The organism is Thermomonas mangrovi, assembly GCF_028201335.1.
Lineage (GTDB): Bacteria > Pseudomonadota > Gammaproteobacteria > Xanthomonadales > Xanthomonadaceae > Thermomonas > Thermomonas mangrovi.
Genome location: NZ_JAPEVV010000001.1, coordinates 160,098 through 184,261, shown reverse-complemented (window position 1 = coordinate 184,261; position 24,164 = coordinate 160,098). Strand labels below are relative to the sequence as shown.

Here is a 24,164-nt window from a genome sequence, read left to right as displayed (position 1 = left end):
GGGTCGGGTCTGCTCCAGCCAGGCGCGGACCGGGGCCGCGCGGATCGGCAAGTCTAGCTCAGGCGCCGGCCGGCAAGCCGTCGAGCGCCCCGCGCAGCGGACGCAGGAAGTCGCCCGCGCGCCGGGCCGCATCGGCCTCGTCGGCGCTCCCTTCCAAGGTGGCGACCAGCGCACTGCCGACCACCACCCCATCGGCATGCGCCGCCATCGCCGCGGCGCTTGCGGCATCGCGGATGCCGAAGCCGGCGAACACCGGGATCCGGGCCATCGCGCGGATCGCCTGCAGGTGGCCGGCGGCATCGCCGGCGTCGAGGCGGTCGGCCCCGGTCACCCCGGCGAAACTGACGTAATACAGGTAACCCACGGCCTGGGTGCACAGGCGCTCAAGGCGGGCCTGTGGCGTGGTCGGCGAGGCCAGCGAAATCAGCGCCAGGCCGTGCCGGTCGAAGGCCGCGCGGTACTCGTCGGCCTCCTCCGGAGGCAGGTCGACCAGCAGCACGCCGTCCACGCCCGCCTCCGCCGCTGCGGCCGCGAACGTCGCCACGCCGCGGATCTCGACGGGATTGAGATAACCCATCAACACCACGGGCGTGGCCGCATCGGTCTCGCGGAATGCCTCGACCAGCGCCAGCACCCGCTTCAGGCCGACGCCACGCGCCAGCGCACGCTCGGAGCTGCGCTGGATCACCGGGCCGTCGGCCATCGGGTCCGAGAACGGCACGCCGAGCTCGATGACGTCCGCGCCGGCCTGGACCAGTGCGTGCATGACCGGCACCGTGGCCGCCAACGCGGGATCGCCGGCGGTCACGAACGGCACCAGGGCCTTGCGCCCCAAGGCGCGCAGGTCCTCGAGCCGGTGCTGCAGCCGGGTCATTCGTTCGAGGCTGCCGGCGGCACCGCGCCGGCCGAGGCGACGTAGTCACCCGCCGGCGTCGGTCCCACGCGACCGACCTGGACGCCCGCCGCGGCGTATTCGGCCGCCAGCTCGGATTCGCCGACGTCGATGCCGCGCTCCTGGCCCATGCCGTCCAGATGCTCGTTCAGCATCCGGCGGTACATGGTGGTCATGTAGTCGAGGAAATCCTTGCGCTCGCCGGCGGCATGGATCGGCTTCACGCTGACCAGGTAAACGTGGGCATTGAAGCGCGCCGCCGCGTAAAGGCTGGCCATGCTGATGCGACGCACGCCCTGCTGCTGCGACTGCTTGTTGGTCAGCTCGAGGTATTCGTTGACGCAATCGAAGAACGCCGGATCCAGCTGGTTCGGGTTCTGCGCGTTCTGCGGGTCGGCCGCGGTCGGGGCCTGCTGTTCGTCGGCCATGGCCGCACTCCTGGGGTGGTGACTGAACCCGGCATTGTCGCGCAACCAGCCCGGCGAGGCCAGTCGCGCCGTTTCAGAGCGTCATGCCCTCGCGCCCGGCGATGGTGTGGACGTCCTTGTCGCCGCGCCCGGACAGGTTGCACAGGACCAGCGCGTCCTTCGGCAGGTCGCGGGCCAGCTTGATTGCCTGGGCGATGGCGTGGCTGGACTCCAGCGCCGGCAGGATGCCCTCGGTGCGGGCGAGCAGGTGGAAGGCGGCCAGCGCCTCGTCGTCGGTGACGCCCACGTAGTCGGCGCGCCCGCTGTCCTTCAGGAAGGCGTGTTCGGGGCCGACGCCGGGGTAGTCGAGGCCGGCGGAGACCGAATGCGTCTCGATGATCTGGCCATCGTCGTCGCAGATCACGTAGGTGCGGTTGCCATGCAGGACGCCCGGCCGGCCGGCGGCCAGGGACGCCGCATGATGGCCGGTGGCGATGCCCTCGCCCGCCGCTTCCGCGCCGACCAGGCGCACGCCCGGATCGTTCAGGAACGCGTGGAAGACGCCGATCGCGTTGCTGCCGCCGCCCACGCAGGCGGTCACGGCGTCCGGGAGGCGGCCGTATTCCGCCAGCATCTGCGCGCGCGCCTCGCGCCCGACCACCGCGTTGAAGTCGCGCACCATCCGCGGGTACGGATCCGGGCCGGCGACGGTGCCGATGATGTAGAACGTGTCGCGGACGTTGGTGACCCAGTCGCGCATCGCCTCGTTGAGCGCATCCTTCAGGGTCGCCGAACCGCTGGTCACCGGCACCACCGTCGCACCGAGCAGCTTCATGCGGTAGACGTTGATCTTCTGCCGCTCGATGTCGGTGGCGCCCATGTAGACCACGCATTCCAGCCCGAGGCGGGCGGCGACCGTGGCCGAGGCCACGCCGTGCTGGCCCGCGCCGGTCTCGGCGATGATCCGGGTCTTGCCCATCCGGCTGGCCAGCAGCGCCTGGCCGATGGTGTTGTTGATCTTGTGTGCGCCGGTGTGGTTCAGGTCCTCGCGCTTGAGCAGGATCTGCGCGCCGCCGGCCTCGCGGCTCAGCCGTTCGGCGTGGTAGATCGGGCTGGGCCGGCCGACGTAGTGCGCCAGGTCGGCCTCGAATTCGGCGATGAAGGCGGGATCGACGCGGGCGGCATCGTAGGCGGCGGCCAGTTCCTGCAGCGGGCCGATGAGGGTCTCGGCGACGAAGCGCCCGCCGTAACGGCCGAAGTGGCCCGAGGCATTGGGATAACGAAAGTAGTCGATGGCCGCGGCGGGGGCGGGATCGATCGAGGTGGAGGGCATGCTGAGTCTTCCGGGAGCGTGGGCAGCCGATCAGGCGGCGGACAAGTGGCGCTTCGCTGCCGGACGCGTCACCTGACCATCGCGGCCGGCACCCGGCGCCAGCGCCGCAAGGAGCGGCCGAACGGGGCGGGTTTGCGGCGCACGGAATTCATGCCGGGTAGCCTACACGAGCCCTGCCCGCGCCGTCAGCGGCCACAGGCGTTGCACGACTTGAACGCATCGTCTTCGCCGAGTTCGACGCAGTCCGCGCGCCGGACCTCCTCGACGAAGCGGCGCATCAGCGCGCCATCCTTGACCCCGGGCTGCGCCTCGATCCCGCTGGAGACGTCCACGCCCCAGGGCGAGGCCCGGCGCACCGCGGCGAACACATTGTCCGGCTCCAGCCCACCCGCCAGCACCCACGGCTTGGTCATGTCCGGCGGGATCGCGGACAGGTCGAGGCGCTGGCCGCTGCCACCGGCCGCACCGGCCTCATGGCCGTCCAGCACGAAGCCGGCCGCGTTCGGGTAGCGCGCATGCAACATGCGCCCGCTGAGGGCGGCCTCGTGCCCGCGCATGCCGATTCCCTTGAGGTACGGCAGGCCGAAGCGGCGGCAGAAGGCATCGTCCTCGCTGCCATGGAACTGCAGCAGGGACGGCCGCACCTGCGCGATCGCCTCGCGCACTTCGTCCACCGGGTTGTCCATGAACAGGGCGACGACGTCGACCAGCGGCGCCATCGCATCGCGCAGCGCGCGCGCGGACGCGGGCTCGACCCTGCGCTTGCTGTGCCGGGCGAACACCAGGCCGACGGCATCCACGCCCAACTCGCCGGCCAGGCGGATGTCGCCGGCGCGGGTCAGGCCGCAGAACTTGATGCGGGTGCGGAACAGGGCGCGCTGCATAGCTCACTCGTCGCCGGTGACTTCCGCCGGCAGTCCCCATTGTCGCGGATAGCGCGGCCCGATGAACAGCAGCCCCTGCGCCGGCGCGGTCGGCCCGGCGACGGTCCGGTCGCGGCCGGCCAGCAGGTCGGCGATCCAGCCGATGGGCCGCTCCCCGCGGCCCACCACCAGCAGCGACCCGACGATGTTGCGGACCATGTGGTGCAGGAACGCATTCGCCTGCACCTCCACCACCACGTCGTCGCCATCGCGGCGGACCGAGATCGCCTGCAGGTTGCGGCGCGCGTGGGTCGCCTGGCATTGCACGCTGCGGAAGGCCGAGAAATCCTGCTCCCCGAGCAGCGCCTGCGCGCCGGCGTGCATCGCGTCGGCATCCAGCGGCATGCGTTCCCAGCCGAGGTACTGCCGCCCCAGGCCGGGGCGCGCGCTGCGGTTCAGGAGGCGATAGCGATAGCGCCGCGCACGCGCGGAGAAACGCGCATTGAAGTCGTCGGCCACCGGCACGCACCAGCGCACCGCCATGGTGGGCGGCAGGTTGGCGGTGGTCCCGAGGATCCAGCCACGCGCGTCGCGGCGTGCGTCGGTGTCGAAATGGACGACCTGGCATTGGCCGTGCACGCCGGCATCGGTGCGCCCCGCGCATACGGTGTCGATGCGCGCATCGGCGACCCGGGACAGGGCGTTCTCCAGCGCGGTCTGCAAACTGCCATCGGCGGCTTGCGTGCCGGCCGCGCTCAGGCGCTGCCAGCCGGAAAACCCGCTGCCGTCGTACTCGACCCCCAGCGCCAGGCGCATGCGATTCGCGGCGCGCCCTCAGCCGAGCTCACGCAGCATGCGCGCCGCCTCATCCCGTGCGGCGGGATCGACGTCGTCCATGATCTCGCGCAGGAGCTGCTTCGCCGAATGGTCGTCGCCGATGTCGAGGAAGGCGCGCGCCAGCTTCATCCGGTGTTCGACCGAAGCCTTGGCCTGCGCGATCGCCGGTGCCTGGGGCCCCCGTTCGGGCGCCTCCGGTTGGGCTGGGACAACCGGCTCCGGCGCGACGAAGCGCGGTGGCGGCGCCACCGGTTGCGGCGGCGACGGAGGCTCGGTCTGCACCCAACCGGAATGCCAGGTGGGCGTTTCGTTGCGCGCCGGGGGCGGTGCCGCAGCGGCAGGCGCCGCCTCGTCCTGCGCCACGCCGGGAGCGCCTGCCTCTTCCGTCACGGCGACATCCGCGGTATCGGCGGGTTCGGGGTCCGATGCGGCGAGGCTGGGGGCGCGCAAGCTCGCCGCAAGCGCATCCGCATCGAACGTCCGCTGGCGCACGGGCGGCCTGGATGCGGGGCGTGCACCGCGACGCATCACCAGCCACGCCAGCACCGCCATGCCCAGCACGGCCAAGCCGCCCCACAACCATGGCGTGGTCGACGATGCACTGCCCTCCTCTGGCACGGGTTGGCGCACTTCCGCGGCGGGCTTCGCCGCAACCGCAGCCGGCTGCGGGGTGGCGACCGTGGCGCCCGGCTTGGCATTGGCCTCCGCCAATCGCTGCTGTGCGGCCGCCAATTCGCTGTCCTTCAGCGCGATCATCGCCTGCTGGTCCTGGCGCAACTTCTCCAGTTCCGCGACGCGCTCCTTGAGCTCGCCGATCTCCGCGGCCTTGGCCGCGATGTCTTCGTCTTTCTGGCGCAGTTGTTGCTGGAGCATGCTGCCCTCGCCGCCGGCGCTGGCGCCGGTTCGTGTCGCGGTGGCCTTGCCGGGGCCGGTGGGTGGGACGATCTGCAAGCGTGCTTCGCTGCGCCCTGGCGATTGCGCCACCGCCTTGGGGGACGCGGCCTTGGGCACCGATGGCTGCGGTGCCGCCTGGCGCGTGGGTGCCGGCGTCGGTGCAGACGCCATCGGTACCGGGGGCTTCGGCGATGCCGCCTGGGTGGCCGCCGGGGGGGCGGCGTCGACCTGGCTCGGTTGGGCGACCGGGCGACGGGCCTGCCGCCACTGGCGCATCTGTTCGCGCACCACCATCGCCGCTTCGTCGGGCTCGATCGCCCGCAGCTCGCCACTGCCGGGCACGCGCAACACCGCGCCGCGCTTCAACCGGTTGATGTCGCCGCCGAGGAAGGCATCGGGATTGGCCCGCAGCAGGGCCAGCATGGCCTGGTCGAGGCTGGTGCCCCCGGGCAGGTCCAGCTTGCCGACGATGCTGGACAAGGCTTCGCCGCGCTTGACCGGGCCGTACTCGCCCGGCGTCGCCGCTGGTGCCGCACTCGCCAGCGGGGCGGCCGGCAGCGGGATGGCGTTGGCCGGCGCTGGGACCGGTTCGGCTGCGACCGGGGTCGCCGGACTTGGCGGCTCCGCAGGCGGAGGCGTCGGCGCGGGCGGACGCTGGACGACGTTGGGCGCCTCGACCCGCGGCGCCTCGATCGCGGGCTGCACGGCGGCACTGGTGGTGCGCGGTGCATCGACCAGCGCGGTGTATTCGCGGACCAGTCGGCCCTGCCCCCAATCGACCTCGATCAGGAAATTCAGCACCGACTGGTCGACCGGCTTCAGCGTGGTGACGCGGATCACCGGGCGGCCGCGGGCGTCGCTGCCGAGGCTGAACTGCAGGTCGGCAGCGGCGCCGGTGGGCGGTGCCAGGCCGACCCGGCGGAAGGTCTCGGGCGAGGCCAGGCGCGCCTGCAGGGCTTCCAGCTCGCCAGGCGTGGTCGAGATGATCGGGATCTCGGCGAGCAGCGGCTGGTTGCGCTGCGACTTCACCTGGATCTGCCCAAGCCCCAGCGCCGCCACGTTGCCGGCGGCCAGCAGCAACGCCGCGGCGACCGCGATTCGCAATTGACCGAGCACGTGCATTCCCCGAACGACCCGCGTGGACTCTAGCCGCGCGCGGCCTTCGCCGGCAAGCCGTCGGCGACCAGCACCTCCGCGATCTGCACGGCATTCAGCGCCGCGCCCTTGCGGATGTTGTCGGCGACCACCCACAGGTTGAGACCGCGCGGGTGCGAGAGATCCTCGCGGATGCGGCCGACGTACACCGGGTCGTTGCCCGAGGCATGCGTCACCGGGGTCGGGTAGCCGCCCGGCTTGCGCTCGTCCACCACTTCCACGCCGGGCGCGCCTTCCAGCAGCGCGCGCGCCTCGCCGGCGGTGACCTTGCGCCGGGTCTCGATGTTGACGGCCTCCGAGTGGCCGTAGAACACCGGCACGCGCACCGCGGTCGGATTCACCTGGATGCTGTCGTCGCCGAGGATCTTGCGGGTTTCCCACACCAGCTTCATTTCTTCCTTGGTGTAGCCGTTGTCCTGGAAGTCGTCGATGTGCGGGATCAGGTTGAACGCGATCTGCACAGGGAAGCGCGACGGGGTGATGCCCTGGAAGCTGAGCAATTCGGCCGTCTGCCGCCCCAGTTCCTCCAGCGCGGAACGCCCGCCGCCGGAGACCGACTGGTAGGTGGCCACGTTGATCCGCTCGATGCCGTATTCGCGGTGGATCGGGGCGAGGACCGGCATCAGCTGCATGGTCGAGCAATTGGGGTTGGCGATGATCCCGCGCGGCCGCTCGCGCGTCGCCTCCGGGTTCACCTCGCTGACCACCAGCGGCACGTCGTCGTCGTAGCGGAAGGTCGAGGAGTTGTCGATGACCACCGCACCGGCGGCGGCGAACTTCGGTGCGTATGCCTTGCTCACCGAGCCGCCCGCGGAGAACAGGGCGATGTCGACGCCGGCCGGATCGAAGGTCGCGAGGTCGCGCACCAGCACCTCGTCGTCCATGAAGTCGACGTAGCCGCCCGCGGAGCGCTCGCTGGCCAGCGCGACCAGTTCCCCGACCGGGAACCGGCGCTCAGCCAGGATCGCGAGCATCGCCTCGCCGACGGCGCCCGTCGCGCCGACCACCGCCACCGTGTACCGCCTGCCTGCCGTTGCCTCTGCCATGGGATCGTCTCTCGTGTGGCACGGCCCTTCGCGGGCCGCGCGGGATGGGGGAGTCGCTGTTGCGGGTGCGGCGCGCTGCTGCCCGGAGGGGCCCGCCGGCGGCGCGCCGCTAGCGTTTGTCGCCGAAGTCCGCGAGGCCGGCCGGGACCCGCGGCGACACATCGCCGACGTCGCCACACTGCGCGCGGTGGCGCAGGGCCTGGTCCATCAGCACCAGCGCCAGCATCGCCTCGCAGATCGGGGTCGCGCGGATGCCGACGCAGGGGTCGTGGCGACCGGTGGTGACGATGTCGACCACGTTGCCGTCCACGTCCACGCCCGCGACCGGCAGGCGCAGGCTGGAGGTGGGCTTGAACGCGACCGAGACGAGCACCTGCTGCCCGGTGGAGATGCCGCCGAGGATGCCGCCGGCGTGGTTGGACTGGAATCCGGCCGGCGTCATCACGTCGCGGTGCAGGCTCCCGTGCTGCGCCACGCTGGCGAAGCCGTCGCCGATCTCCACGCCCTTGACCGCGTTGATCGACATCATCGCCGCGGCGAGCTCGCCATCGAGCTTGCCGTAGATCGGCTCGCCCCAGCCCGGCGGCACCCCGTCGGCGACCACGGTCACCCGCGCGCCGACCGAATCGCCGGACTTGCGCAGCGCATCCATGTAGCGTTCAAGCGCGTCGACCTGCGGCGCATGCGGCCAGAAGAACGGATTGGTGTCGACGACGCCGGCATCGAAACCGGCCGGCACGACGTCGCCGAGTTGCGACAGCCAGCCACGCACGCGCACGCCGTGCCGATCGGCCAGCCACTTCTTCGCGATCACCCCGGCGGCCACGCGCATCGTGGTTTCGCGCGCGCTGCTGCGCCCGCCGCCGCGCGGATCGCGGGTGCCGTACTTTTGCCAGTAGGTGTAGTCCGCATGGCCCGGGCGGAACTGGCGGGCGATGGCGTCGTAATCCTTGCTGCGCTGGTCGGTGTTGCGGATCAGCAGCGCGACCGGCGCGCCGGTGGTCACGCCTTCGTACACGCCGCTGAGGATCTCGACCTCGTCGGCCTCGTGGCGCTGGGAGACGTGGCGGGAATTGCCGGTGGCGCGGCGCTTGAGGTCGTGCGCGAAGTCCGCCGGCGCGATCGCGATGCCGGGCGGGCAGCCGTCGACCACGCAGCCGATGGCCGGCCCGTGCGATTCGCCGAAGGTGGTGACCCGCAGCAGGTGGCCGAAGGTGTTCACGGCATCACCAGCGCGGGCTCAGAACAGGTCGCCGGGCGGCGCGCGGCGCGGCTCGCGGGCCGCGGCCAGGCGCGCGATCGACGCATGGTGCGCGACCAGGTCGGCGCATTCGGCGACGAAGATGCCCATCTGCCCCACCTTGAACTCCACCCAGGCCAGCGGCAGCTCGGGCAGCAGGCGCACCAGCGCCTGCTCGGCCTCGCCGACCTCGCAGACCAGCAGGCCGTCCTGCGACAGGTGCAGCGGGGCGTCGCGCATGATCCGCAGGGCGATGTCCAGGCCGTCGTCGCCGGCGCGCAGGCCGAGTTCCGGCTCGTGCGCATACTCGCGCGGCAGGGCATCGGTCTCGTCGTTGGTGACGTAGGGCGGGTTGGTGACGATCAGGTCGTAGTGCTCGCCCTGCAGGCCGGAGAACAGGTCCGACTTCACGAAGCGGACGTTGCCCACGTGCAGGCGCGCCTCGTTCTCCGCGGCCAGCGCGAGCGCATCGTCGCTGATGTCGGCGCCGTCCACGTGCCAGTCCGGGTTGTGGTGGGCCATGGCGATGGCGATGCAGCCCGAGCCCGTGCACAGGTCCAGCGCGCGGCGCACCTCGCGGTCGCCCAGCCACGGCTGGAAGCCGGCCTCGATCATCTCCGCGATCGGCGAGCGCGGCACCAACGCGCGCGGGTCCGACTTGAAGCTGAGCCCGGCGAACCAGGCCTCGCCGGTGAGGTAGGCGGCGGGGATGCGTTCCTCGATCCGGCGCAGGAACAGGCCGAGCACGTCTTCCTTCTCGGCCTCGGTCACCCGCGCGTTGCCGTAGGCCGGCGGCAGGTCGTGGGGAAGGTGCAGGGCATGCAGGGTCAGCTGGGTGGCCTCGTCCAGCGCGTTGTCGTAGCTGTGCCCGAACGTCAGCCCGGCCGCGTTGAACCGGCTCGCGCCGTAGCGGATCAGGTCGATGATCGTCTGCAGTTCCTGGGACATGTGGGCACGTGGGCACGGGTCGGCGCCGAAGTATAGCGGCGGCGGGCCGGTATCATGGCGCGCTGCCCACCCCCGCCCCATCGCCGAACGCCATGTCGAAATCCGCTTCCCGTCGCCCCGCGTGGCTCGCCGTCGTCGTCCTGGCTGCGGCCGGGCTGGGCCTGTGGGCCTCGCAGCGCTACCACGCCACCCCGGCCGCGCCCGTCCTGCCCGCGGTGAAGAGCGCCACCCTGCTGCCCAATCCGCGCGAGCTCCCGGCGTTCGCCCTACGGCAGTCGGACGGCACCCCGCTCACCGCCGACGAGCTCAAGGGGCACTGGACGCTGGTCTTCATCGGCTTCACCCACTGCCCGGACGTCTGCCCGACCACCCTGGCCGAGCTGTCCGGCGCGCAGAAGCAGTGGGCGTCGATCCCGGAGGCCACCCGTCCGCGCGTGCTGTTCGTGTCCGCCGACCCGGAACGCGACACCCCGGAGTTGGTGGGCCAGTACGCGCATGCCTTCCATCCCGATTCGCTGGCGGCCACCGCGCCATTGCCGCAGATGGAAGCCTTCGCGCGGTCGCTCTCGCTGGTATTCATGAAGGTGCCCGGCAAGAGCGGCCAGGCCGACGACTACACCCTCGACCACTCCGCCGCCGTGGTCCTGCTCGACCCGCAGGCGCGGATGGCCGGCGTGATCCAGCCGCCGTTCGACGTCAAGGCGATCGCCGCCGACCTGCAGGCGCTGGCCAAGGCTGCGCCATGAGCCTGCTCACCACCCTCACCTACGCCCTGCCGCATCGCGCGCTGTCCTCCGCCGCGCGGCGGCTGGCCTACTCGACCCATCCCGCGGTCAAGCAGTGGCTGATCGACACGGTGACACGCAAGTTCGGCGTCGACCTCGGCGAAGCCGCGCAGCCGGACCCCACCGCCTATCCCAGCTTCAACGCCTTCTTCACCCGCGCGCTGAAGCCCGGCGCGCGCACGCCCGACCCGGACCCGCGCGCGCTGCTGATGCCGGCCGACGGCCACGTCAGCCAGTGCGGGCCGATCGTCGACGGGCGCATCTTCCAGGCCAAGGGCCAGGGCTTCACCGCCGCCGAGTTGCTGGGCAGCGACGTGGATGCCGCGCCCTTCGCCGACGGCTTGTTCGCGACCATCTATCTCTCCCCGCGCGACTACCACCGCGTGCACATGCCGTGGACCGGGACCCTGCGCGAGACCGTGCACGTGCCCGGCCGGCTGTTCTCGGTGGGCACCGACGCGGTCGCCAACGTGCCGCGCCTGTTCGCCCGCAACGAGCGCCTGGTGTGCCATTTCGACACCGACTTCGGGCCGATGGTGCAGGTGATGGTCGGCGCCCTGCTGGTGTCAGGCGTGGAAACGGTGTGGAGCGGCGAGGAAATCCCGGCCTACGCCGATGCCATCACCCGCAAGGACTATCGCGGCCGCGGGATCGTGCTGGAACGCTTCGCCGAGATGGCCCGCTTCAACTACGGCAGCACGGTGATCGTGCTGCTGCCGAAGGGCGCCGCGACGCTCGCCGCATCGCTGGTCGCCGAGGCCCCGGTGCGGCTGGGGCAGCGGCTCGCCACGCGCGGCTGAGGCCGGGCCGCCTCAGCCGTCGCAGCCCTGCAGGGTGATGCTCTGCCCGGGCTTCACCGCGAACTTGGGCGCCTTGAGCTTGTTGGCCTTGGCCAGGTCGCCGAGGTCGCACCTGTACCTGCGCGCGATGGCGGTGAGGTTCTCGCCACGCACCACGCGATGGGTCTTCGGCTTGGCCGGCTTCGGCGGCGGCGGAGGCGCGACCGCGGCGGAGGCCGTCGCCGCGTCGCCGTTCGCCGGCGTCACCGGCCCGATCCGCACCAGCGCCGCCTGCACGTTGCTGGCGACCAGTTGCTCCGCCAGCTGCAGGCGCTGGCCGCGCGTGCAATGGCGCTCGTACAGGCGCGCGATCCAGGTGGTCGCGCCGAGCACGGTGCCGGCCGGCATGGTGCTGTCGGGGTCCCAGCGCGGGTTGAGGTTGCGCAGGGCGCGCATGTAGCCGTCGCGCGAGCCGGCATTGCCCAGGCAGATGGTCAGCTCGTAGAGCGACGCGGGCTGCGCCAGGCGGATGCTGGCCTGGCGGGTGTACACCCGCGGCCAGGTGATCCCGTAGTCGCGCGGATGCAGGTACAGCCACGCCGCCGCGATCACCATCGGCACGTAGTCCTTGGTTTCCGCGGGGAACTGGTTGTAGACGTCGATGTCCCAGAAGCTGCGCCCGCCACTGGACTGGTACACGCGCAGCGCGCGTCCCTCGCCGCCGTTGTAGCCGGCCAGCGAGAGCTCGATGCTGTTGCCGAGCTGGGCCATGCGCTCGGTCAGGTACTGCGCGGCGGCATCGGCGGAGGCGCGCGGGTCGTAGCGGGTATCGAAGCCGGTGCCGTCGTTGCCCAGGCCGAAACGGCGCCCGGTGGCCGGCATGAACTGCAGCGGGCCGACCGCGCCCGCGCGCGAGCCCACGTGCACCTTGCCGTTGGATTCCTTGGCCATGATCCCGAACAGCAGCGCCTCGGGCAGGCCGTGGCGGCGGAAGGCCGGCGACATCTGCTGCTGCAGGTAGCGGTAGTTCTCGTAGCTGTCCATCAGCGACGGACGCATGTCGGTCAGCCAGCGGCGGATGCCGGCCTGCACCGCCGGGTTGAACTGGACCATCTTCACGAAGCGCTGGCCTTCCTCGCTCAGCAGCGAGGCGGCGTCCGCATTCGCCGGCACCTCGGCGTCGGCGAGGTCGCGTTCGTCGATCGGGTCTTCGCCATCCTCGCCCTCGCCGGTGTCCTGCGGCGTCGCCTGCAGCAGGCGTTCGTAGGTGGCCAGCATCGGCGCCAGGGTGCAGCCCTTCTGCTTCGCGCAGGCCTCGACCACCGCCTTGATCTCGGCCAGCGCGGCACTGCCCGCCGCGGCGCCTGCTTCCGGGTCCTCGGCCAGTTGCGCATCGCGATAGCGCTTCTCGGCGGCATCGAGGCGTTTTTGCAACGCCTTCACCGCGGCCTCCTCGCGACGCGACAGCGCTTGCGCGTCGGGCGCGGCCAGCGCCGCGGACAGGACCAGGACGAACGCGGCGACGGCCGGCAACGGACGGAGAGGCATCAAGGCTCGCGGGGACGGCGTGGGAAGCCCGCAGGGTAGCCGCCTGCCGCGCCCCGCGGCAACCCGCGCGCGCGCCACAGGCGGCGGTGCGCGTTCGCATAGAATCGCAACCACGCATTCATTTCGGGACGCCCATGGACCCCCTCTTCGTCGGCAAGGCCATCACCACCGAAACCAGCGGCAACGTGGTGCTGCTCCCGAAGTACGGCAACCGACACGGCCTGGTCGCGGGCGCCACCGGCACCGGCAAGACGGTGACCCTGATGACCCTGGCCGAAGGGTTCAGCCGGATCGGCGTGCCGGTGTTCCTGGCCGACGTGAAGGGCGACGTCTCCGGCCTGGCCGTGCCGGGCGCGCCCAGCGAGAAACTGCAGGCGCGGATCGCCCAGCTGGGCATGGCCGACTACCGCAACGAAGCCGCGCCGGTGGTGTTCTGGGATCTGTGGGGCAAGTCCGGGCACCCGGTGCGCACCACCGTCAGCGAAATGGGCCCCACCCTGCTCGGCCGCATCCTCGAGCTCAACGACACCCAGTCCGGCGTGCTCGACATCGTGTTCAAGCTGGCCGACGACCGCGGCCTGCTGCTGCTCGACCTCGAGGACCTGCGCGCCCTGCTCGGCCTGATCGCGGAGGAACGCAAGGACATCAGCACCTCCTACGGCCTGGTCAGCACGCAGTCGATCGGCGCGATCCAGCGCGCCCTGCTGCGGCTGGAGCAGGAAGGCGCCGACCTGTTCTTCGGCGAACCCGCGCTCGAGCTGTCCGACCTGATGCGCACCACCACCGACGGCCGCGGCGTGGTCAACATCCTCGCCGCCGACCAGCTGATCCTGAAGCCGAAGCTGTACTCCAGCTTCCTGCTGTGGCTGCTGTCGGAGCTGTTCGAAACCCTGCCGGAAGTCGGCGACATGGACAAGCCGAAGCTGGTGTTCGTGTTCGACGAGGCCCACCTGCTGTTCGACGACGCCCCGCCGGCGCTGCGCCAGCGCATCGAACAGGTGGTCCGCATCATCCGCTCCAAGGGCGTGGGCGTGTACTTCTGCTCGCAGTTCCCGGACGACGTGCCGGACGAGATCCTCGGCCAGCTCGGCAACCGCTTCCAGCACGCGCTGCGCGCCTTCACCCCGCGCGACCAGAAGGCGGTGAAGACCGCCGCCGAGACCTTCGTCGCCAATCCCGCGCTGGACGTGGCCAAGGCCATCGGCCAGCTCGGCGTGGGCGAAGCGCTGGTATCCACCCTGCAGGACAAGGGCGTGCCGATGCCGGTGGAGCACACGCTGATCGCGCCGCCGCGTTGCCGGATGGGCGCGATCACCGATGCCGAGCGCCAGCAGGTGCGCGCCGGCAGCCCGGTCGGGATGAAGTACGACACCCGCGTCGACCGCGATTCTGCGGCGGAGATGCTGGCGAAGAAGGCCGAAGCCAAGGCCGGGCAGGCGCAGGCGCCGGAGGCCAAGGCGGGTCCCGAGGACGCCGGCGGTGGCGGCATCGGCGGGGCGCTGCACGACTTCCTGTTCGGCTCGACCGGCCCGCGCGGCGGCAAGCGCGACGGCGTGGTCCAGCAGGTCGCGCGCAACGAGGCGCGGCGGCTCGGCACCCGCGTGCTGCGTGGCGTGCTGGGCGGGATCTTCGGCGGCAAGCGCTGAGCAGGACCCGATGGGACGCTGGCGCCCGCCCGCGGAGCGCAGCACCGCGCTGATCACCCGCGCCGGCCACGACCGCCTGAAGGCCGAGCTGGACGACCTGTGGCGGGTGCGCCGGCCGGAGGTGGTCAAGGCATTGGCCGCCGCCGCCGCCGAGGGCGACCGCTCGGAGAACGCCGAGTACACCTATCGCAAGAAGCAGCTCGGCGAGATCGACCGCCGCGTGCGCTACCTCAGCAAGCGGCTGGAGTCGCTGAAGGTGGTCGATGCCGCGCCGTCGGACCGGGACGCGGTGTTCTTCGGCGCCGAGGTCGAGCTGGAGGACGTCGCCAGCGGCGCACTCGTGCGCTACCGCATCGTCGGTCCCGACGAAACCGACCCGAAGCTGGGCTGGATCAGCATCGACGCCCCGCTCGCCCGCGCGATGCTGAAGAAGCGCGTGGATGACGAATTCGAGGCGCCGCTGCCGGGCGGCAGCGTGCGCTACGCGATCGTCGAGGTTGCGTACCCCGGCGCGTGAACGGCGCCGCGGCGATCAGCCGAGGTCGTTGACTTCCGGCGTGCCGGCGGCGGCCTCGTCGTCCGGCGGCGCCTGCCGCGCCACCTTGGCCAGCGCGATGTAGCGCTTGCGGAACGCGTCGAGTTCGCGCTCCTCCAGTTCCTCGAGGTCCAGCAAGGCGTTGTGCGCGCCGCGGGTGCTGCGGATCAGCTCGTCCAGCTTGAGCTGGATCGCCTCGGTGTCGCGGTTCTGCGAGTTCTGGATCAGGAACACCATCAGGAAGGTGACGATGGTGGTGCCGGTGTTGATCACCAGCTGCCAGGTATCGCTGAACCCGAACAACGGCCCGGTGACGATCCAGGCCAGCACGACCAGCAAGGCGAGCACGAAGCCCAGCGGGCGCCCGGTGGCGCGCGAGGCCCATTTGGCGAGTCGGTTGATCGCGTGCGATGCGGAGGGCATGGCGGGTTCCTGTTCGACCGCCCGCAGTATGCGCGCGCCGCTCAGGCGTTGTACTCGACTTCGCCGTAGAGGTCGTGTTCGTCGCTGCCCATGATCCGCACCATCGCGAATTCGCCCGGTACCAGGCCGGCCTCGCGGCCGTCCTGCACCTGCACCAGGCCGTCGATCTCCGGCGCATCGGCCATCGAGCGGGCGATGGCGAGTTCGCCGTCGATCGCATCCACCAGCACCTGCTGCACGGTCCCCACCTTGGCCGCGAGCCGCGCCTCGGAAATCGCCGCCTGCCGATCCATGAAACGGGCCAGGCGCTCCTGCTTGACCTCCTCGGCCACCGGGTCCGGCAGCTCGTTCGCCTTCGCCCCGTCCACCGGCGAGTACGCGAACGCACCGACGCGGTCCAGCTGCGCTTCGTCGAGGAAATCGAGCAGGTCCTCGAACTCGGCGTCGGTCTCGCCGGGGAACCCGACGATGAAGGTGCTGCGGATGGTGAGCTCAGGGCACATGGCGCGCCAGCGCTGGATGCGCTCCAGGGTCTTGTCCACCGCGCCAGGCCGCTTCATCAGCTTGAGCACGCGCGGGCTGGCGTGCTGGAACGGGATGTCCAGGTATGGCAGCAACTTGCCGTCGGCCATCAGCGGGATCACATCGTCCACGTGCGGGTACGGATAGACGTAGTGCAGGCGCGTCCACGCGCCGAGCTCGGACAGGCCCTCGCACAGCGCCTTCATCCGGGTTTCGTACATCCCGGTGCGCCAGAGCCTGGGCGCGTACTTCAGGTCCACGCCGTAGGCGCTGGTGTCCTGCGAGACCACCAGCAGTTCCTTGACCCCGCCGCGCACCAGCTTCTCGGCTTCGCGCAGGACGTCGTCGACCGGGCGCGACACCAGGTCGCCGCGCATCGACGGGATGATGCAGAAGCTGCAACGGTGGTTGCAGCCCTCGGAAATCTTCAGGTACGCGTAGTGCTTCGGCGTCAGCTTCAGGCCGTAATCCGGCAACAGGTTGACGAAGGGGTCGTGCGTCGGCGGCAGCGCCGCGTGCACCGCATCCATCACGCTGGCGTAGTCCTGCGGGCCGCTGATCGACAGCACGTCCGGGTAGGCCTCGCGGATGACCTCGCTGCGCTTGCCCAGGCAGCCGGTGACGATCACCTTGCCGTTCTCCGCCATCGCCTCGCCGATCGCGTCCAGCGACTCGGCCACCGCGGAATCGATAAAGCCGCAGGTGTTGACCACCACCACGTCGGCATCGTCGTAGCTGTTGACCAGGTCGTAGCCTTCGACCCGCAGCTGGGTGAGGATGCGCTCGGAGTCGACCAGCGCCTTGGGGCAACCAAGGCTGACGAAGCCGACCTTGGGTCCGGCGGCGGCGGGATTCTGTCGGGGCATGGCAAGCGATCCGCGCAAGGGCCGCGGATTATAAGCCGCCGCAGGCGCCGGCCCCGGCGTAGGATGGCGTGGGAGGTACGCCATGGGCGATTGGATCCAGCTCGATACCGCCGCCGGCCCGGTGCGCGCCTGGCGGGCAAGCCCGCGGGCGCCTGCGCGCGGCGCCGTGGTCGTGCTGCAGGAGATCTTCGGGGTCAATCCGCACATCCGTTCGGTGGCGGATGGATTCGCGGACGAGGGCTACCTGGCGCTGGCCCCGGCGCTGTTCGATCCGGTGGAGGCCGGGGTGGAACTGGGCTACGACCAAGCGGGGACCGAACGCGGCGTGGCGCTGCGCAACGCCGTGGGCTTCGAACGCGCGGTGCAGGTCGTCGACGCCGCCGCAACCTTGCTGCATCGCGGAGGGTTGCGGGTGGCCGTGGTCGGCTACTGCTGGGGCGGCAGCGTCGCCTTCCTCGCCAATACGCGACTCGGGCTTCCCGCCGTCAGCTACTACGGCGCCCGGACGACCCCTTTCCTGGACGAGGCCGCGCACCCATGATGTTCCATTTCGGGGCGGACGACGCCAGCATCCCGCCCGAGGCGATCGCGCTGCACCGGGAACGCCAACCCTCGGCGCAGGTCCACGTGTACGCAGGCGCCGGCCACGCGTTCAACCGCCAGACCGATCCAGCGCACCATGATCCAGGCAACGCGGCGCTGGCACGCACCCGGACCCTCGCCTTCCTCGCGGAGCACGCGGCATGACTCCCTGGCAACTGCACCCCCAACTGGCGAACGACACGGTGCCGGTGGTCGAACTGCCGCTGTGCGAAGTGCGGCTGATGGACGATGCCAACCATCCTTGGCTGGTGCTGGTGCCGCGGGTGGCCGGCATGGTCGAGATCATCGACCTCGACCCGGTTCAGCGCACGCAGCTGGCCAGCGACATCGATGCCGCCAGCCGTGCGCTGAAGGCGCTGTTCAAGCCCGACAAGCTCAACGTGGCCGCGCTCGGCAACCTGGTGCCGCAACTGCACGTGCACGTGATCGCGCGCTACCGCGACGACATCGCCTGGCCGCGCCCCGTCTGGGGCGCCGCCGACGCGCGGCCCTACCCGCCCGAGTCGCTGGTGGAACGGGTGGCCGCCTTGCGCGCCTTGCTGCCGGGCTGACCCGGCCACGGATGGATCAGCCGCGCACCACGCGGGTGCCCGCGATCAGGTCGTGCCCGCAGCGACGATCCGCGCGGAAGATCAGCAGGACATTGACGATGCCGAGCAAAGGGCCGATGAAGGGGATATTGCCCACCAACTGCACCGGGAAGTAGCGCATGCCCAGGATCCGGCCGATCGGCGGCTTGTTGCCGGCCATGTCGACGATGCGGATCTTGAGGAATTTCTTGCCCCAGGTCTGGCCGGTCGCGTTCAGCGGCACGAACTGCACGGCGGCGAACACACCGAAGCCCACCAGGGCCCACATGAGGGTCGTGCCGAAGCCGACTTGCCCGCCGTTTTCGAGCGCCGCCCGCCAGTAGCCGCCCACGAACATCAGCGGCACCAGGATGGCGAGCATGATGAGGCCATCGATGATGGCGGCGCCGAGCCGCGTCCCGCGATCCGCCAACTCGCCATCGGCGATCTCGGCGACAACGGCGTCCGGCGTGCGATACGGATTCTGGTCTTCCATGCTGCCCTCCCCAAGTGTGGATGATGTGGGCCCGGTGCGGGCCGCGGCACGGACGACCTCCCCGGCCCTCCACGCGCGCGATCGAGTCTGTCAGGTTTCCCGCGCGCCTGCAGGGATGTGGATCTTGAACAGCAGGCGGACCGTGCCGGAATCGGCTAGGCTGGAACCCGTGCGCCGGGGGGCGCACCGGACCATCGACTCCACTCTCGCAAGGCGGGCCTGCATGCTGTTGCGCCGCTTCGTCGCCCATGCTCGCAAGCAGGACTGGATGGCCATCGCCATCGAGTTCGTGCTGCTGGTGCTGGGCGTGTTCCTGGGCATCCAGGTCTCCAACTGGAATACCGAACGCGAGAACCGACAGAAGGCCGCCATTTTCACCGAGCGCCTCAAGGCCGACCTGCGCGGGGAGGACTGGACCTACCAGTTCCTGCTCGCCTACTACCGGGAGGTGCTGGCCAACGCCAACCGCGCGGCCCAGGCACTGGAGGGCCGGACGACGCTGTCCGACGAGGCCTTGTTGATCAGCGCCTACCGTGCCACCCAATACCGCAACCGCAACCAACGCGGTTCCACCTTCGACGAGCTGATCTCGACCGGCAACATCGACCTGATCCGCGACCGCACCCTGCGCGACACGGCCATCCGCCTCTACAACCTGTCCGTCTTCGACAACCTGGTGCAGGAAGGCATGCGCTCGCGCTATCGCGAGGCCTTCCGCATGCGCCTGCCGAACGACGTGCAACGTGCGTTGGGCGCGCAGTGCGGCGATCGCGTCAGCATCCCCGGCGACTACACGACCATCCACGCCAAGCTCGACTATCCCTGCCGCACGGGGCTGCCCGCCGGGGTCATCGCCGATGCCGCGCGAGCGCTGCGTTCGGATCCGGACATGCTGCGATTCCTGCGCTTGCGCATCGCCGACACCGAAACACGGATCTTCGACCTGACCCGCAACAACCGCAGCGTCATGGACAACCTGCGCACGATCGCCGGGGAGACGCCATGAGCGGACCGGACACGGAACCTGCAGGCGCCACGCACCGCGCGCGCTGGCGGCGCTTCTCGCCCTCGATGGGCTGGCGCGCGTTCTGGAGCGAGATCGTGATCGTGGTGCTGGGCGTGGTGATCGCGCTGGCGGCCAACGAGGCGGTGCAGGAATGGAACTGGCGGCAGAAGGTTGCCGACGCCGAAACGCGCCTGCAGGGCGACATCGCCTGGGCCTTCCTGTGGGGCGCGGAAGCCTACGTGAGCCAGCCGTGCATCGACGCGCAGCTGGCCGCGCTGAGCCGCAACGTGCTGGAGAGCGGCGACACCCTGGTGCCGCAACCGGTGATCACGGCGAACACCTCGCTGCAATACGTGGTGCGCATGCCCAACCGCCCGCATCGATTCCCGGTGTGGGACACGCTGGTGGCCGACGGCACCGCCTCCCACTTCGCGCCGCGGCGCCAGGCCTACCTGGGCCGCATCAGCAGCGAGTTGGCGCTGGCCCGCGACGGTACGGCGGAGGCCCGCCACCTCAATGGGCGCTTGATGGTGATGCGCGACCCGATCCCGCTCGACCCTGCGGTGCGGTCGGGCCTGCTCGCCACCATCAACGAGCTGCGTTTCATCGGCAGGTACGAAGCGGTCGCCGCGCAGCAACGCCTGCGCAGGATCGCCGATGCCGGCGACGCGCCGCCAGCCGCCATCGTCGAACGGTTCCTCAACGCCTCCGGCAAGTATCCTTCGGGTTCCGACTATTCCGGCATGGCCGGGTTCTGCACGGCGCGCGGCCTGCCGATCGCGGATTGGCGCGATTACCGGAAGATCTCGGTCGCCATCGGTCCTCCCGGCATGGCGATCGGCAAATGAAGACGCCGGGGACATCGCCATGAGCCCGCGCCGCCTCGCCCAATCGCTGCGCGAGCAGAACTGGACCACGATCCTGGTCGAGTTCGTCCTGCTCATCGCCGGCGTGTTCCTGGGCATCCAGGCCGCGAACTGGAACGAGGACCGCCAGCTGGAGGTGCGCCGGGGCGCGGCGCTCACCCGCCTGCATGCGGAGAGCGAAGCCGCGATCGCCTACCTCGAACGCCGGATGGGCGTGATGGCCGGCGAGGCCGAACTGCGGACCGAGGCATTGCGCCGCCTGTCGGACAACGATTGGGCCGGCGCGGATTCCGCGCTGATGGCCCGGGCGCTGGACTCGCTGCAGTACGCACCGGCCGTGTCGCCGCCACGCGGGGTGTACGACGAGCTGATCAGCACCGGGCTGTACTCCGAACTCGGCGACCCGCGCCTGCGCAAGGCGGTGTCGGACTACATCGCGCAGCTCGCCTACCTCGAGCGACAGGTCGACTTCATCCGCGCACGCCTGGTGGCGCGCAACGACGGCCGCATGTTCGATGGCGCGACGCCGACGTTCGATCCCGGCGAGCGCCGGCAGATCCGCACGGCCTACGACTTCCCCGCCCTGTCCGCGAATCCGGCGTTCGTGGCCAACACCGTCGAAAACAACGCCGCCACCATCGCCCAGGTGGACTGGACCCGCGACCTGCTCGACAAGGCCCGGGTGATGTGCGCGGAGATCGCGCGCATCGAACGCAAGCCCTGCACCACGGGCAAGGAGCCTCGAAAGTGATCCTGCGCCGTTTCTCGCAATCACTGAAGGAACAGAACTGGACCACGATCCTGGTCGAGTTCGTCCTGCTCATCGCCGGCGTGTTCCTGGGCATCCAGGCCGCGAACTGGAACGAAGACAGCACCGAGCGCGCCTTGGTACGCGGCCACTTGACCGAGATCGCCTCGGACCTGCGCACGCACGAGACCATCGACGAGGCGCTTGCCGAGCCATGATCCCCCTCCTGCGCAACGCCCGCCACCGCCTGCTGGCCGAGAACCGCTTGACCCGCTACCTGGCCTACGCGGTGGGCGAAATCGTGCTGGTGGTGGTCGGCATCCTCATCGCGCTGCAGATCAACAACTGGAGCGACACGCGCAAGGACCGCCAGAAGGAACTCGTTCACCTGGCCAACATCCGCGCCGACCTGGTGGCCAACATCGCCGCGATGGACCGCACCCTGGAGGTCCGCACCGCGCGGATCGCGGCGGCGCGCAGGATCCTCGACCACTTCAACGGCAAGCCGATCGAGGACGCCAGCGCATTCAACGCCGACGGTATCGGCATCTACAACTGGGAACGCTTCTACCTCGGCGACAACAGCTATCAGGAACTGGTGAACTCCGGCAATTTCGCGCTGCTCCGCAACCACGCGATCAAGGACCAGTTGCTGGACATCCAGGCGCTCTACCGGAGGATGAAGGGCGAGGAGGACCACTACCGCTTCGACACCGAGACCGCGCTGTACAAGCCGCTGTACGAGACCATGGACACCGAGGCGCTGGTCGCCGACTACGAATACGCGGCATCGGGCGGCAGGTCCGGGCGCAAGGGCGCGGTGGACGCCGCGACGTTCGAGGCCTACCTGCGCAACCGCACGCTGAAGAACGGCTTCATGATGACCATCCTCGAGTACGGGACGATGAACGCGCAGATGGAAGAGTTGCGGCGACGCTGCCGCACGCTGATCGAAGCGATCGATGCGAAACCAAGCGCGGTTGAATCCGCGCCTCAGGTCTTCGGCAGGGTGACCCCGGTCTGGCCCTGGTACTTGCCGCCGCGGTCCTTGTAGCTGGTCTCGCAAACGTCGTCGGCATCGGCCTGGAAGAACAGCATCTGCGCCACGCCTTCGTTGGCGTAGATGCGCGCCGGCAGCGGCGTGGTGTTGCTGAACTCCAGCGTGACGTGCCCTTCCCACTCGGGTTCCAGCGGGGTCACGTTGACGATGATGCCGCAGCGCGCGTAGGTGCTCTTGCCGAGGCAGACCACCAGGGTGTCGCGGGGAATGCGGAAGTACTCGACAGTGCGCGCCAGCGCGAACGAATTCGGCGGGATGATGCACTCGTCGGCCACCACGTCGACGAAGCTCTTCGGGTCGAAGTGCTTGGGATCGACGATGGTGGAGTTGATGTTGGTGAACACCTTGAACTCGCGCGAGCAGCGCACGTCGTAGCCGTAGCTGGAGGTGCCGTAGCTGACGATGCGCTGGCCGTCGACCTGCTTCACCTGGCCCGGCTCGAACGGCTCCAGCATGCCGTGCTCCAGCGCCATGCGGCGGATCCAGCGATCGCTCTTGATGCTCATGCGGGTCTTCGTCGGGACGGGGCCGCCATTCTAAGCCAAGCCCCCGTCCCCGCCTCCCGGGATGGCGGGGACGCCCGCTCAGCCCAGCAATTGCGCCAGGATCCCGCCACGCAGCTTCGGGCGCTGGTCGATCTCGGCCAGCAAGGCTCGCGCGACCGCGCGATACGCCCGTGCCGCCGCCGAATCCGGCCGGGCGACCACGATCGGCGCGCCGGCATCGCCCTGCTCGCGGATGCCGATCTCCAGCGGCAACGCGCCCAACACCGGCACCCCGTGGCGCGCCGACATCCGCGCCGCGCCGCCCTCGCCGAACAGGTGCTCGGCATGGCCGCAGGCGCTGCAGACGTGGACGGCCATGTTCTCCACCAGGCCAAGCACCGGGATCGAGACCTTCTCGAACATCTTCAGCGCCTTGCCCGCGTCGAGCGTGGCCACGTCCTGCGGGGTGGTCACCACCACCGCGCCCGCGACCGGGATCTTCTGCGCCATGGTCAACTGGATGTCGCCGGTCCCGGGCGGCAGGTCGACCACCAGCACGTCGAGGTCGCCCCAGCGGGTATCGTTGAGCAGCTGGGTCAGCGCGGAGGTCGCCATCGGCCCGCGCCAGATCGTCGGCGCGTCCTGGTCCACCAGCAGGCCGATCGACATCGCCGCCACGCCATGCGCGCGCATCGGCTCGATGGTCTTGCCGTCGGGGCTCTCCGGACGCCCGGACAGGCCCAGCATCATCGGCACGCTGGGGCCGTAGATGTCGGCGTCGAGCAAGCCCACCGCCAGGCCCTCGGCGGCCAGCGCCAACGCGAGGTTGACCGCGGTGGTGGACTTGCCCACCCCGCCCTTGCCGGAGCCGACGGCGATGATGTTGCGGACGTTGGCGAGCGGCTTGAGCTCGCCCTGCACGGCGTGGGGAGGAAGGCGTGGCATCGCGGTTACTCGTGGTTCCAAGCATCGGATTTTAGCCGAGCGGCCTCCCGCTGCCCTTTGTCCTGAACCGGTTCATGCCAAAGTGGGCCGTCTTGGCTTGCGCCTTTCCATACCGCGGCGGATGGCGGTATAAAGCGGGCACGGGCGCATGCCGCGCCCCACAGCTCCCTGGGAGGGGACACCATGCGCAAGATCATCCTGGCCGGCGTGCTGGCCACCGTCGCCTTCTCCGCCAACGCGCAGAACGCCGCTTCGCCGGTCGGCAAGTGGAAGACGCTGGACGACAAGACCGGCAAGGCGATGACCGTCACCGAGGTCTACCAGGCCAAGAACGGCACCCTCGCCGCCAAGATCACCGAGAACCTGGGCCTGCCGGCCACCTGCGCCGACTGCAGCGGCGAGCACAAGGGCAAGCCGATGGTCGGCATGGTCACCCTGTGGAACCTCAAGCCGAACAAGGACGGCGGCTGGAGCGGCGATGGCTACAAGCCGTCCGAGGACCGCAAGTTCACCGCCAAGTCGGTGAAGCTGATCGACGGCGGCAAGAAGCTCGAGGTCAAGGGCTGCGTGGCCTTCATCTGCCGCACCGCCACCTGGGTCCGAGCGGACTGAGCGCACCCCGGTCCCGCATGATCGCAACGGCCCGCGCACCGGGCCGTTGTCTTGT

The 24,164-nt window shown here is 70.3% G+C and carries 26 protein-coding genes and 1 pseudogene; 12 read left to right on the top strand and 15 right to left on the bottom strand.

Going from position 1 to position 24,164, the window contains the following annotated elements; all coding sequences use genetic code 11:
* Positions 1–58: 58 nt before the first annotated feature.
* From trpA to prmB, 9 genes are all read right to left on the bottom strand, one after another.
* A complete protein-coding gene (gene trpA, locus ON759_RS00925; protein ID WP_271678479.1) occupies positions 59–874 on the bottom strand; it encodes a tryptophan synthase subunit alpha in 816 nt (271 codons plus the stop codon).
* Positions 871–1,320, bottom strand: coding sequence for a DUF3144 domain-containing protein (locus ON759_RS00920; protein WP_271678478.1), 450 nt, complete (start codon positions 1,318–1,320; stop codon positions 871–873). Before ON759_RS00920 ends, trpA begins: the two co-directional genes overlap by 4 nt.
* 73 nt (positions 1,321–1,393) lie before the next feature.
* Complete coding sequence (gene trpB, locus ON759_RS00915) at positions 1,394–2,632, bottom strand: tryptophan synthase subunit beta (RefSeq protein ID WP_271678477.1); 1,239 nt, start codon at positions 2,630–2,632, stop codon at positions 1,394–1,396.
* A 185-nt stretch (positions 2,633–2,817) separates the two neighbouring features.
* Positions 2,818–3,516, bottom strand: a complete 699-nt coding sequence (locus tag ON759_RS00910) for a phosphoribosylanthranilate isomerase (protein WP_271678476.1) — start codon at positions 3,514–3,516, stop codon at positions 2,818–2,820.
* Between the two features lie 3 nt (positions 3,517–3,519).
* Positions 3,520–4,311: a tRNA pseudouridine(38-40) synthase TruA gene (gene truA / locus ON759_RS00905; RefSeq protein ID WP_271678475.1), complete on the bottom strand. Its 792-nt coding sequence runs from the start codon at positions 4,309–4,311 to the stop codon at positions 3,520–3,522.
* Positions 4,312–4,329: 18 nt separating this feature from the next.
* A complete protein-coding gene (locus ON759_RS00900; protein WP_271678474.1) occupies positions 4,330–6,342 on the bottom strand; it encodes a type IV pilus assembly protein FimV in 2,013 nt (670 codons plus the stop codon).
* A 29-nt stretch (positions 6,343–6,371) separates the two neighbouring features.
* On the bottom strand, positions 6,372–7,427 hold the full coding sequence (locus tag ON759_RS00895; RefSeq protein ID WP_271678473.1) for an aspartate-semialdehyde dehydrogenase: 1,056 nt from the start codon (positions 7,425–7,427) through the stop codon (positions 6,372–6,374).
* A gap of 109 nt (positions 7,428–7,536) precedes the next feature.
* On the bottom strand, positions 7,537–8,649 hold the full coding sequence (gene aroC / locus ON759_RS00890; protein WP_271678472.1) for a chorismate synthase: 1,113 nt from the start codon (positions 8,647–8,649) through the stop codon (positions 7,537–7,539).
* An 18-nt stretch (positions 8,650–8,667) separates the two neighbouring features.
* Positions 8,668–9,615, bottom strand: coding sequence for a 50S ribosomal protein L3 N(5)-glutamine methyltransferase (gene prmB, locus ON759_RS00885; protein ID WP_271678471.1), 948 nt, complete (start codon positions 9,613–9,615; stop codon positions 8,668–8,670).
* A gap of 92 nt (positions 9,616–9,707) precedes the next feature.
* Here prmB and ON759_RS00880 point away from each other — a divergent pair, with 92 nt between their 5' ends.
* Positions 9,708–10,361 carry an SCO family protein gene (locus ON759_RS00880; RefSeq protein WP_271678470.1) on the top strand — a complete coding sequence of 218 codons (654 nt, stop codon included), beginning with the start codon at positions 9,708–9,710 and terminating at the stop codon, positions 10,359–10,361.
* Positions 10,358–11,200, top strand: coding sequence for an archaetidylserine decarboxylase (gene asd / locus ON759_RS00875; protein ID WP_271678469.1), 843 nt, complete (start codon positions 10,358–10,360; stop codon positions 11,198–11,200). The genes ON759_RS00880 and asd overlap by 4 nt, the downstream gene beginning before the upstream one ends.
* A 12-nt stretch (positions 11,201–11,212) precedes the next feature.
* Here asd and ON759_RS00870 read toward each other — a convergent pair whose 3' ends face one another.
* Positions 11,213–12,727 (bottom strand): transglycosylase SLT domain-containing protein, encoded by a 1,515-nt coding sequence (locus ON759_RS00870; protein ID WP_271678468.1) that lies wholly within the window; start codon positions 12,725–12,727, stop codon positions 11,213–11,215.
* Positions 12,728–12,861: 134 nt separating this feature from the next.
* On the opposite strand from ON759_RS00870, the gene ON759_RS00865 reads away from it, so the two are divergent.
* Both ON759_RS00865 and greB read left to right on the top strand, forming a co-directional pair.
* Positions 12,862–14,373 carry a helicase HerA-like domain-containing protein gene (locus tag ON759_RS00865; protein WP_271678467.1) on the top strand — a complete coding sequence of 504 codons (1,512 nt, stop codon included), beginning with the start codon at positions 12,862–12,864 and terminating at the stop codon, positions 14,371–14,373.
* Positions 14,374–14,383: 10 nt separating this feature from the next.
* Positions 14,384–14,890, top strand: coding sequence for a transcription elongation factor GreB (gene greB, locus ON759_RS00860; RefSeq protein WP_271678466.1), 507 nt, complete (start codon positions 14,384–14,386; stop codon positions 14,888–14,890).
* Positions 14,891–14,905: 15 nt separating this feature from the next.
* On the opposite strand, the gene ON759_RS00855 is transcribed toward greB, so the two are convergent.
* Both ON759_RS00855 and rimO read right to left on the bottom strand, forming a co-directional pair.
* Entirely contained in the window at positions 14,906–15,331 is a 426-nt protein-coding gene (locus ON759_RS00855) for a low affinity iron permease family protein (RefSeq protein ID WP_271678465.1), read from the bottom strand.
* A 41-nt stretch (positions 15,332–15,372) separates the two neighbouring features.
* Positions 15,373–16,719, bottom strand: a complete 1,347-nt coding sequence (rimO, locus tag ON759_RS00850; protein WP_271678464.1) for a 30S ribosomal protein S12 methylthiotransferase RimO — start codon at positions 16,717–16,719, stop codon at positions 15,373–15,375.
* 82 nt (positions 16,720–16,801) lie between these two features.
* Between rimO and ON759_RS00845 the strand changes: the two are divergent.
* Both ON759_RS00845 and ON759_RS00840 read left to right on the top strand, forming a co-directional pair.
* Positions 16,802–17,466, top strand: a pseudogene (locus tag ON759_RS00845) (dienelactone hydrolase family protein).
* Entirely contained in the window at positions 17,463–17,873 is a 411-nt protein-coding gene (locus ON759_RS00840; protein WP_271678463.1) for an HIT domain-containing protein, read from the top strand. Before ON759_RS00845 ends, ON759_RS00840 begins: the two are co-directional and overlap by 4 nt.
* Before the next feature lie 16 nt (positions 17,874–17,889).
* Here the strand turns inward: ON759_RS00840 and ON759_RS00835 are convergent, their stop codons facing one another.
* Entirely contained in the window at positions 17,890–18,387 is a 498-nt protein-coding gene (locus ON759_RS00835; protein ID WP_271678462.1) for an RDD family protein, read from the bottom strand.
* 223 nt (positions 18,388–18,610) lie between these two features.
* On the opposite strand from ON759_RS00835, the gene ON759_RS00830 reads away from it, so the two are divergent.
* The 5 genes from ON759_RS00830 to ON759_RS00810 are packed head-to-tail and all read left to right on the top strand — an operon-like array spanning position 18,611 to position 22,061.
* Positions 18,611–19,393 (top strand): DUF6090 family protein, encoded by a 783-nt coding sequence (locus tag ON759_RS00830; RefSeq protein WP_271678461.1) that lies wholly within the window; start codon positions 18,611–18,613, stop codon positions 19,391–19,393.
* Entirely contained in the window at positions 19,390–20,241 is an 852-nt protein-coding gene (locus tag ON759_RS00825) for a hypothetical protein (RefSeq protein ID WP_271678460.1), read from the top strand. Before ON759_RS00830 ends, ON759_RS00825 begins: the two co-directional genes overlap by 4 nt.
* 19 nt (positions 20,242–20,260) lie before the next feature.
* A complete protein-coding gene (locus ON759_RS00820) occupies positions 20,261–21,010 on the top strand; it encodes a hypothetical protein (RefSeq protein ID WP_271678459.1) in 750 nt (249 codons plus the stop codon).
* Positions 21,007–21,225, top strand: a complete 219-nt coding sequence (locus tag ON759_RS00815; RefSeq protein WP_271678458.1) for a hypothetical protein — start codon at positions 21,007–21,009, stop codon at positions 21,223–21,225. Before ON759_RS00820 ends, ON759_RS00815 begins: the two co-directional genes overlap by 4 nt.
* A complete protein-coding gene (locus tag ON759_RS00810; RefSeq protein WP_271678457.1) occupies positions 21,222–22,061 on the top strand; it encodes a DUF6090 family protein in 840 nt (279 codons plus the stop codon). Before ON759_RS00815 ends, ON759_RS00810 begins: the two co-directional genes overlap by 4 nt.
* Here ON759_RS00810 and dcd read toward each other — a convergent pair.
* Both dcd and apbC read right to left on the bottom strand, forming a co-directional pair.
* Positions 22,001–22,573 (bottom strand): dCTP deaminase, encoded by a 573-nt coding sequence (gene dcd, locus ON759_RS00805; RefSeq protein ID WP_271678456.1) that lies wholly within the window; start codon positions 22,571–22,573, stop codon positions 22,001–22,003. The genes ON759_RS00810 and dcd overlap by 61 nt on opposite strands.
* Before the next feature lie 78 nt (positions 22,574–22,651).
* Positions 22,652–23,497 carry an iron-sulfur cluster carrier protein ApbC gene (apbC, locus tag ON759_RS00800; protein WP_271678455.1) on the bottom strand — a complete coding sequence of 282 codons (846 nt, stop codon included), beginning with the start codon at positions 23,495–23,497 and terminating at the stop codon, positions 22,652–22,654.
* A 183-nt stretch (positions 23,498–23,680) separates the two neighbouring features.
* Between apbC and ON759_RS00795 the strand changes: the two genes are divergently transcribed.
* Positions 23,681–24,109: a DUF2147 domain-containing protein gene (locus ON759_RS00795; protein ID WP_271678454.1), complete on the top strand. Its 429-nt coding sequence runs from the start codon at positions 23,681–23,683 to the stop codon at positions 24,107–24,109.
* Positions 24,110–24,164 lie beyond the last annotated feature (55 nt).